Annotated in this window: 7 protein-coding genes; 5 read left to right on the plus strand and 2 right to left on the minus strand. The window is 68.0% G+C overall.

The window, feature by feature from the left end:
• The first annotated feature begins 388 nt into the window (after positions 1-388).
• The 3 genes from sthA to PKE44_RS04850 all read left to right on the plus strand — a co-directional run bounded on the left by sthA (position 389) and on the right by PKE44_RS04850 (position 4,282).
• Positions 389-1,780, plus strand: coding sequence for a Si-specific NAD(P)(+) transhydrogenase (gene sthA / locus PKE44_RS04840; protein ID WP_324548583.1), 1,392 nt, complete (start codon positions 389-391; stop codon positions 1,778-1,780).
• Between the two features lie 99 nt (positions 1,781-1,879).
• A complete protein-coding gene (locus PKE44_RS04845) occupies positions 1,880-3,010 on the plus strand; it encodes a PilT/PilU family type 4a pilus ATPase (protein ID WP_324548586.1) in 1,131 nt (376 codons plus the stop codon).
• A 105-nt stretch (positions 3,011-3,115) separates the two neighbouring features.
• A complete protein-coding gene (locus PKE44_RS04850) occupies positions 3,116-4,282 on the plus strand; it encodes a pyridoxal phosphate-dependent aminotransferase (protein ID WP_324548589.1) in 1,167 nt (388 codons plus the stop codon).
• A 71-nt stretch (positions 4,283-4,353) separates the two neighbouring features.
• Here the strand turns inward: PKE44_RS04850 and PKE44_RS04855 are convergent, their stop codons facing one another.
• Together PKE44_RS04855 and PKE44_RS04860 are read right to left on the minus strand one after the other, a co-directional pair.
• On the minus strand, positions 4,354-6,051 hold the full coding sequence (locus tag PKE44_RS04855) for an alpha/beta fold hydrolase (protein WP_324548590.1): 1,698 nt from the start codon (positions 6,049-6,051) through the stop codon (positions 4,354-4,356).
• A 193-nt stretch (positions 6,052-6,244) separates the two neighbouring features.
• Positions 6,245-6,835, minus strand: coding sequence for a cupin domain-containing protein (locus tag PKE44_RS04860; RefSeq protein WP_324548592.1), 591 nt, complete (start codon positions 6,833-6,835; stop codon positions 6,245-6,247).
• 369 nt (positions 6,836-7,204) lie between these two features.
• Between PKE44_RS04860 and PKE44_RS04865 the strand changes: the two genes are divergently transcribed.
• Together PKE44_RS04865 and PKE44_RS04870 are read left to right on the plus strand one after the other, a co-directional pair.
• Positions 7,205-8,311 (plus strand): ABC transporter ATP-binding protein, encoded by a 1,107-nt coding sequence (locus PKE44_RS04865; protein ID WP_324548594.1) that lies wholly within the window; start codon positions 7,205-7,207, stop codon positions 8,309-8,311.
• A gap of 106 nt (positions 8,312-8,417) precedes the next feature.
• Positions 8,418-9,476: an ABC transporter substrate-binding protein gene (locus PKE44_RS04870; protein ID WP_324548597.1), complete on the plus strand. Its 1,059-nt coding sequence runs from the start codon at positions 8,418-8,420 to the stop codon at positions 9,474-9,476.
• The last annotated feature ends 1 nt before the right edge of the window (position 9,477 follow it).

Consider the following 9,477-nt stretch of genomic DNA (forward strand, 5'->3'; position numbering starts at 1 on the left):
CTCGTGCCTCCGAGCGCCAGAGCGGCGCCGAGCGCGACCGCAATCTGCTTCTTCATCATGTGTTTAGCCCTTTGGTTCAGATCGTAAGGCCGGAAGCCAGGAGCGCGGCGCCAGTCCGCGGGAATTAGCCTCAGTCCTGAGAGCAGCGCGCTGTCTCCTGTCAGGCAAGCAATGGGCCATGATTGATAACATGATGAATATAAAGGGATGTAGCTAGGGTGATATGGGAGAGGGTGAACCCACATGTAAAATAATCTGACTGCAGTGGAGGCCGCCGGCCGGGGGGGCGGGCGGCTTGTCGGCGTGTTGCCGGTATACTGCGGCGCACCGGCCGGTCATGGCGTGCATCCGGCGGCATGCCGCAGGTCAACATCAGCAAGGGGCAGAGATGAGCGAGCAGAAGTACGACGTGATCGTGATCGGCACGGGACCGGGCGGCGAAGGGGCGGCGATGAAGGCCACCAAGTCGGGCAAGCTGGTTGCAGTGGTCGAGAAGTACAACGCCGTCGGTGGCGGCTGCACGCACTGGGGCACGATCCCGTCCAAGGCCCTGCGCCATGCGATCAACCGGATGATGGAGTTCAACCGCAGCGCGCTGTACCGCAGCCTCGGCCGGGCGGTGCGGTTTTCGTACCCCGACCTGCTGAAGACGGCCGAGTCGGTGATCGCGCAGCAGGCGACCGTGCGCCGCGACTTCTACGACCGCAACGGCATCCCGATCTATCGCGGCACCGCCCGCTTCGTCGATGCGCACACGATCGAGCTGCGGGGCGCCCAGCCGGTGCGGCTGCGCGCGGATCACTTCGTCCTCGCCACCGGTTCACGTCCGTACCGGCCGTCCGACGTCGACTTCAACCATCCGCGCGTGTTCGACAGCGACACGATCCTGAGCATGGCCTACACGCCGGAGTCGATCTCGATCTACGGCGCGGGCGTGATCGGCTGCGAATACGCGAGCATGTTCCGCAACATGGGCTGCAAGGTGAACCTGATCAACACCCGCGACCAGTTGCTGTCCTTCCTCGATGACGAGATCACGCACGCGCTGAACTATCACCTGCGCGACCAGGGGGTCGTGATCCGCCACAACGAGACCTACGAGCGCGTCGAGGCGCAGTCCGACGGCGTGGTCATGCACATGAAGTCCGGCAAGCGCATCAAGAGCGACATCGTGCTGTGGGCCAACGGCCGCACCGGCAACGCCCAGCACATGGGGCTCGAAGAACTCGGCATCCGCCCGAACGGCCGCGGCCAGATCGATGTCAACGCGCACTACCAGACGGCGCTCGATCACATCTACGCAGTCGGGGATGTCATCGGCTATCCGAGTCTCGCCAGCGCCTCCTACGATCAGGGGCGCTTCGCCGCGACGCACATGGCCGACGGCGTCTGCGACAGCCGGCTCGTCGAGTACGTGCCGACCGGCATCTACACCTCGCCGGAGATCAGCTCGGTCGGGCGCACCGAGCGGGAGCTGACCGAGGCCTGCATCCCGTACGAGGTCGGCTATGCGTGGTTCAAGAGCCTCGCGCGTGCGCAGATCACCGGCAAGACCGTCGGCATGCTGAAGCTGCTGTTCCACCGCGATACGCTGGAACTGCTCGGCATCCACTGCTTCGGCGATCAGGCCGCCGAGATCGTGCACATCGGCCAGGCGATCATGGCGCAGCGCGGCGAGGCCAATTCGCTGCTGTACTTCGTCAACACGACCTTCAATTATCCGACCATGGCCGAGGCGTACCGTGTCGCGGCCCTGAACGGACTGAACCGCGCCCGCTGATCCGCAGCGGGCGAGGCAGGTCGTGGCGGCAGGCAGCGGCTTCGCGCAGGCGCCTGGTGCGCCGCGGCGGCGGCAGTGATCGATGGGGGGAGGCAGTCCATGGATGTCACACCGTATCTGAAGCTGATGGTGGACCGCGAGGCCTCGGATCTCTTCTTCTACGTGGGGGCGCCGGTCAACATCAAGATCGAAGGCACGGTCATGCCGCTCGGCAACGTGCCGCTGAAGCCCGGTGCGGTGCGCGAGATTGCCTACTCGCTGATGACCGACAGTCAGATCCGCGAATTCGAACGCGACCTCGAATCGAACTTCGCGCTGTCGGTCAGCGAGATCGGCCGTTTCCGCGCCAATGTCTTCCGCCAGCGCGGCGAGGTGTCGATGGTCATCCGCTACATCAAGCAGCGGATTCCGGATTTCGTCGAGCTGAGCCTGCCGCAGATCCTCGGCAATCTGGTCATGGAGAAGCGCGGGCTGGTGCTGATGGTCGGCTCGACCGGCTCGGGCAAGTCGACCTCGCTCGCGGCGATGATCGATCACCGCAACAGCAATGCCGCCGGCCACATCCTGACCATTGAAGACCCGATCGAATTCGTGCATCACCACAAGAAGTCGGTGATCGGCCAGCGCGAGATCGGCATCGACACGCACAGCTACGGCGATGCGCTGAAGAACGCGCTGCGCGAGGCGCCGGACGTGATCCTGATCGGCGAGGTGCGCGACGCCGAGACGATGAAGTACTCGATCAGCTACGCCGAGACCGGCCACCTGTGCCTGTCGACGCTGCACGCCAACCATGCCAACGGCGCGCTGGAGCGCATCATCAACTTCTTCCCGGAAATCGCGCGGCCGCAGCTGCTGATGGACCTGTCGCAGAACCTGCGCGCGATCGTGTCGCAGCGCCTGATCATCGGGGTCGACGGCCGGCGCGTGCCGGCGGTCGAGATCATGCTGAACACGCCGTACATCTCCGAGCTGATCCTCAAGGGCAAGTTCGAGAGCATCAAGGAGGCGATGGCGCAGGGCACCGAGATCGGCATGAAGACCTTCGACCAGGCGCTGTACGACCTGTACAAGGGCGGGCGCATCAGCAAGGACGAGGCCGTGCGCAACGCCGATTCGCGCAACAACGTCAGCCTGCAGATCCGCCTCTCCGAGGGCATGGGTCAGGGCAAGGCGGCGCCGGACCCGCTCGGTGCCTCGCTGAAGGTCACGCCGAAGGACGTGCGCTGAGCCCGCCCCCGCCGTTTTCCCGCCCGCGCGACCGCAGCCCGCTGCGGTCGCGTCGTTTTGGCGGACCTGAAGGTTCATGCCGATGACTGTCGAGGAAGCCTCCCGATGACCCGTCCCCGCATCGCCGCACGGATGGCCGGCATCGCCCCGTTTCACGTCATGGAACTGCTCGCCCGCGCCCAGGCGCTCGAAGCCGCCGGCCGCGACATCGTGCACATGGAGGTCGGCGAGCCGGATTTCGTCACGGCCGCGCCGGTCGTCGAGGCCGGCCGGCGTGCGCTCGCCGAGGGGCGCACCGCGTACACGGCCGCCAAGGGGCTCACGGCGCTGCGCACGGCGATCAGCGATGACTACGCACGCCGCTACGGCGTCGGCGTCGATCCGGACTGCATCCTCGTCACGCCCGGTGCCAGCGGTGCGCTGCTGCTCGCCGCCGGCGTGCTGCTCGATCCGGGCGAGCGCTGCCTGCTCGCCGATCCGAGCTATCCGTGCAACCGGCATTTCGTGCGCTTCTGCGGCGCCGAGGCGCTCGGCATCCCGGTCGGGGCCGACACCCGCTTCCAGCTGACGCCGGAGCTCGTCGCCGCGCACTGGGATGCGCGCACCGCGGCGGTGATGCTCGCCTCGCCGTCGAATCCGACCGGCACCTGCGTGCCGCCGGCGGCCCTGGCCGGCATCCACGCCGAGGTGCGCGCGCGCGGCGGGGCGCTGATCGTCGACGAGATCTATCAGGGTCTGGTCTACGACGGGGAGCCGGCGACGGCGCTCGCCGGGGGCGAGGACGTGTTCGTGATCAACAGCTTCTCGAAGTACTTCGGCATGACCGGCTGGCGGCTCGGCTGGCTGGTGGCGCCGGCCTCGCACGTGCGCGAGGCCGAGAAGCTCGCGCAGAACCTGTTCCTTGCCGCCTCGACGCCGGCCCAGCACGCCGCACTCGCGGCCTTCACGCCCGAGGCCGAGGCGATCTTCGTCGAGCGGCGCGAGGCCTTCCGCCGCCGGCGCGACCGGCTGGTGCCGGCGCTGCGCGAACTCGGCTTCGGCGTGCCGGTGCAGCCGGACGGCGCGTTCTACGTCTACGCCGACGCCGGCCGGCACACGGACGATGCCTACGCGTTCTGCTTCGAACTGCTGGAGGCCGCCGGGGTGGCGATCACGCCGGGCATCGACTTCGGTGCGCACGAGGCCGCGACGCATGTGCGCTTCGCGTACACGACCGGGCTGGATCGCATCGAACTCGCGCTGGAGCGTCTGCGCCGTTTTCTCGGGCGCTGAGGCGGATCAGTCGCGGGCGTGCAGGGGCTGCGAAATCCCCTGCCGCCGGTGAGTCGTGAGTGCGTGCGCGGCTACTTCTGCAGCACGTAGGTGCCGGGCGCTGCGGCGAGCACCGGATATTCGGCGGTGCCGAGCGGCGGCAGTTCGCGCAGTTCGCCGCAGCGTGCGGCGAGCCACGGCACCCAGTCCTCCCACCACGAGCCCGGCACCTTGGCGACGCCGTTGAGCCAGGCCGGACCGTCGCTGCAGCCGCTGGCGTCGCCGACCCAGTAGCGGCGCTTCGGCGGATCGACCGGCGGATTGATGATGCCGAGGATGTGGCCGGAGGTCGCGAGCACGTAGCGCACCGGTCCGCCGACCAGGCCGCAGGTGAGGAAGGTCTGCTTCCACGGCGCGATGTGGTCCTGCTCGCAGCCGACCGCGTACAGCGGCTGCTGCACGCGCCCGAGCTGCAGCCGCCGGCCGCCGAGCGTGATCTCGCCCTTCGCGAGCCGGTTGCCGAGGTACAGCTCGCGCAGGTACCAGGCGTGCATCGTCGCCGGCATGCGCGTCGTGTCCATGTTCCAGAACAGCACGTCGAACGGCGGCAGCTCGGCGCCGTACAGGTAGCTGTGCACGACGTAGTGCCAGATCAGGCTGTTCGGGCGCAGCAGCCGGAAGCTGCGCGCCATCTCGGCGCCGTCGAGATAGCCCTTGCGCTGCATGTTGCGTTCGATGAAGTCCACGGTTTCCGGCGTCAGGAAGACGCCGATCTCGCCGGGGTCGGAGAAGTCGGTCAGCGTCGTGAACAGCGTCCAGTGCGCGACCGGGCAGGGCTCGTCGCCGGCGGCGTACCAGGCCATCAGCGTCGACAGCGCCGTGCCGCCGAGGCAGTAGCCGACCGCGTGCACTTCGGGCGAGCCGGTGATCGCGCGCGCGGTGTCGATCGCCGCGCGCACGCCGTGCATCAGGTAGTCCTCGAAGCCGGTGTCGCGTGCCTCGGCGCCGGCGTTGCGCCAGCTGGTCACGAACACCGTGAAGCCCTGGGATACCAGATGGCGCACGAGGCTGGTGCGCGGCTTCAGGTCGAGGATGTAGAACTTGTTGATCCACGGTGCGACCAGCACGACCGGCATCGCGTGGACCTGCGGCGTCTGCGCCGTGTACTGGATCACTTCCAGCAGCTCGTTGCGAAACACCACGACGCCTTCGGTGGCGGCCAGCTCGCGGCCGAGTTCGAAGGCATCGGGCTCGACCATCAGCACGTCGCCGGCGGCGAGGTCGCGGGCGAAGTGGGTCAGGCCCTGGCGCAGCGTCGTGCCGCCGCTTTCGATGGCCTTGGCGATCGCGAGCGGATTGGTCCAGAAGAAGTTGGTCGGCGCGATCGCATCGAGCACCTGCCGCACCCAGAACGCCGCGCGCTGCACCGAGGCCGGATCGAGGCCGGGGGTGGCGAAGATCGCGTCCTGCAGCCAGTGCGTCTGCAGCAGGTAGAACTCCTTCAGCGCATCGAAGCCCGGATGTGCGGTCCAGGCCGGGTCCTGAAAGCGCTCGTCGAAACCCGAGACCGGCTCGACATCATCGGACTCGACGCCGAGCGCCTTCTTCCAGGCGTGCGCCTGCACGCGCAGCACGTCGGCACTGAGGCGCGCCATCGACTCGGCGAGCTGCTGCGGCTGCTGCAGCCAGGCCGTGACCGTCTCGCGACAGGCACGGCCGATGCCGAACGGATCGAGTGCGGCTTCGATGCCGCGCAGGAACTCGGTGGTCTGGGACAGGGGATCGTTCATCAGCGACGGCTCCGGAACCGGGCGGAATCAACCCGGTGGCACGTGCGGGATTGCGGGGCACAGAGCGTAGAGGCCGCGGTCGTGGCCGGCGAGCCGTCAGGCCCTCATTCCGGCTGTCATCGGCGGCGCGCGCACGATGTTTACAGAAAGTCGCGCGCCCGGCTCACGGAGACCCGCGCAGATCTCGCAGATATCACAGATACGGCGGCGTGCAGGCCGAGATCAGCTCGCATTCCTCGTCGCCCGGGTTGCGGAAGCGGTGCGGGATGCGGCTGGAGAAGTGGTATGCGTCGCCGGGGCCGAGAATCTCGCGCCGGTCGCCGACCGTCAGCTCGATGCGTCCGCGCAGCACGATGCCGCCTTCCTCGCCGTCGTGGCGCAGCATCGCGCGGCCGGTGTCGGCCCCGGGCGCGTAGTGCTCGTGCAGGATCTGCAGCGCGTGGCCGGCGCGGGCCCCGACCTGACGGAAGGACACGGCACCGCGCGTCAGCGTCACCAGCTCGGCGGCGCGGAAGAACACCTGGTCCTGCGGCGGTTCGTCCTGCGCGAAGAACTCGGCGAGCGTCATCGGGATGCCGTCGAGCACCTTCTTCAGCGACGAGACCGAGGGGCTGTTCTTGTTCTGCTCGATCAGCGAGATCGTGCCGTTGGTGACGCCGGCGCGGCGCGCCAGTTCGCGCTGCGACAGGCCGTTGGCCTCGCGCACCGCGCGCAGCCGTGCGCCGACATCGAAGCCGCTGTCGCCCGCGGTGCCGTCCACGAGCTGTTCCGGAAGGCTGTTCATCGTTTGTCCCGTTGCGCCGCCACCCCGGTCGGTGCCGGCTACGCTGTCAACCCGGACGCCCCGGAGCGGGGCGAAGCGCTGCACCTGTCTGGTGCAGCGCCGGATGTGCCGGTCACGGTGCGCAACCGTGGACGCGACAGGCGGCGGATTTTACCGGGTTCCCGTCCGATTGGCTCGAAATAATAAACGCTTCATTGCGGAACAACGGGCGTATCGCAGGGTTGCCACGGTTTATGTGGCTTTGCGTTGTTGAGTTTTTTAAACACTGTTAGCCTGCACCGCACATGATAACTGCGCTTCGGCCGAGGGGCACCGACCGGTGTCCTTGACAGCCGCAGCCGTGACAGCCCCCAGCCAAAGAGGCGCCACATGAGCACGCAGTCCGGCGGCGACGCCTTCGTCCGGTTCCGCGAGGTCCGCAAGACCTACGACGGCGAACACCTGGTCGTGAAGAACCTGAACCTCGACATCGGCCGCGGCGAGTTCCTGACGCTGCTCGGGCCCTCGGGTTCCGGCAAGACCACGGCCCTGATGATGCTGGCCGGTTTCGAGACGCCGACGCACGGCGAGATCCTGCTCGACGGCAAGCCCCTGCACAACCTGCCGCCGTACCGGCGCGACATCGGCATGGTGTTCCAGAATTACGCGCTGTTCCCGCACATGACGGTGGCCGAGAACCTCGCCTTCCCGCTGTCGGTGCGCAAGCTGCCGAAGGCCGACATCGCGCAGAAGGTCGCGCGCGCGCTCGACATGGTCCGCCTCGGTGCGCTGGCCGGGCGCTACCCGGCGCAGATGTCCGGCGGCCAGCAGCAGCGCGTGGCGCTCGCCCGGGCGCTGGTGTTCGAGCCGAAGCTGGTGCTGATGGACGAGCCGCTCGGGGCGCTCGACAAGCAGCTGCGCGAGCACATGCAGCTGGAGATCAAGCAGCTGCACGCGCAGCTCGGCCTGACCGTCGTCTACGTCACGCACGACCAGAGCGAGGCGCTGACGATGTCGGACCGCGTCGCGGTGTTCAACGACGGCGTGATCCAGCAGATCGACGCCCCCGAAACCCTGTACGAACACCCGCAGAACTCCTTCGTCGCGCACTTCATCGGCGAGAACAACCGCCTGGCCGGCGAGGTGCAGACGATCGATGACCGCAGCTGCACCGTGCGCCTCGACGACGGTCCGCTGGTGCAGGCGCGGGCCGTCAACGTCGGTGGCGTCGGCAGCCGCACCTCGGCCTCGATCCGGCCCGAGCGCCTGCGTCTGGCCGGCGCCGCGCAGGGCGCCGACAACGTCTTCGAGGCGCGCATCCGCGACTTCATCTATCTCGGCGATCACCTGCGCGTGCGTCTCGAGTTCGCCGGCAGCCGGGAATTCACGGTCAAGGTGCCGGTGTCGCAGTTCGACCCGCGCTGGCGTGCCGGCGACACCCTCGCCGTCGGCTGGTCGGCCGACGACCTGCGCGCGCTCGATCCGGTCGCCGCCTGATCCACCGCTTCCGCAACAACGACGGACGGCGGCCAGCCCGGCGCCGCCCGCAGCCGCCGGTGGCGCAGCACGCCGGTCCTTCAACCCTCAGGGGGAGCAGCAAATCATGCAGTCCACGAAGTTCCAGTCCAAGCGCATCCTTTCCGCCCTGCTCGCCGCCGGCCTGTGCTCGGCCGCGACGCTGGCCGGGGCGGCCGACCTGACCGTCATCTCCTTCGGCGGCAGCAACCAGAAGGCGCAGGAAGTGGCCTTCTACAAGCCCTTCCAGGCGAGCGGCGCCGGCACTGTCGTCGCCGGCGAGTACAACGGCGAGATCGCCAAGATCAAGGCGATGGTCGAGACCGGCAACGTCTCGTGGGACATCGTCGAGGTCGAAGGCCCCGAGCTGCTGCGCGGCTGCTCCGAGGGCCTCTACGAGAAGCTCGACTGGGCCAAGCTCGGGGACAAGTCGAAGTTCGTGCCGGCTGCGGTCAGCGAGTGCGGTGCCGGCATCTTCGTGTGGTCGACGGCGCTCGCCTACAACGCCGACAAGCTCGCCAAGGCCCCGGCCTCGTGGGCGGACTTCTGGGACGTGAAGACCTTCCCCGGCAAGCGCGGCCTGCGCAAGGGCGCCAAGTACACGCTCGAATTCGCGCTGCTCGCCGACGGCGTGCCGGAAGCCGACATCTACAAGCTGCTCGCGACCAAGGAAGGCGTTGCCCGCGCCTTCAGGAAGCTCGACGAGCTGAAGCCGCACATCCAGTGGTGGGAGGCCGGTGCGCAGCCGCCGCAGTGGCTCGCCGCCGGCGACGTGGTGATGTCCTCGGCCTACAACGGCCGCATCGCCGCCGCGCAGAAGGAAGGCAAGAACCTCAAGATCGTCTGGAACGGCAGCATCTACGACATCGACCACTGGACGATCGTCAAGGGTTCGAAGAACAAGGACATGGCGATGAAGTTCATCGCCTTCGCGAACCAGGCCGACCGTCAGGCCGTGTACTCGCAGAACATCCCCTACGGTCCGACCAACAACGACGCCATCGCGCAGATCGATCCGAAGCTCGCCGCCGACCTGCCGACCGCGCCGGCCAACCTCAAGGGCGCGTTCGCGACCAGCACCGAGTTCTGGGTCGAGTACGGCGAGGATCTCGAAGAGCGTTTCAACGCCTGGGCCGCCGGCAAGTAAG

The sequence above is a fragment of the Plasticicumulans sp. genome, from assembly GCF_035331805.1.
Lineage (GTDB): Bacteria > Pseudomonadota > Gammaproteobacteria > Competibacterales > Competibacteraceae > Plasticicumulans.

Bases quoted from the DNA above. Each gene is read 5' to 3' on its own strand.
- sthA (WP_324548583.1), top strand. From the start codon at position 389: ATGAGCGAGCAGAAGTACGACGTGATCGTGATCGGCACGGGACCGGGC.
- PKE44_RS04845 (WP_324548586.1), top strand. From the start codon at position 1,880: ATGGATGTCACACCGTATCTGAAGCTGATGGTGGACCGCGAGGCCTCG.
- PKE44_RS04850 (WP_324548589.1), top strand. From the start codon at position 3,116: ATGACCCGTCCCCGCATCGCCGCACGGATGGCCGGCATCGCCCCGTTT.
- PKE44_RS04855 (WP_324548590.1), bottom strand. From the start codon at position 6,051: ATGAACGATCCCCTGTCCCAGACCACCGAGTTCCTGCGCGGCATCGAA.
- PKE44_RS04860 (WP_324548592.1), bottom strand. From the start codon at position 6,835: ATGAACAGCCTTCCGGAACAGCTCGTGGACGGCACCGCGGGCGACAGC.
- PKE44_RS04865 (WP_324548594.1), top strand. From the start codon at position 7,205: ATGAGCACGCAGTCCGGCGGCGACGCCTTCGTCCGGTTCCGCGAGGTC.
- PKE44_RS04870 (WP_324548597.1), top strand. From the start codon at position 8,418: ATGCAGTCCACGAAGTTCCAGTCCAAGCGCATCCTTTCCGCCCTGCTC.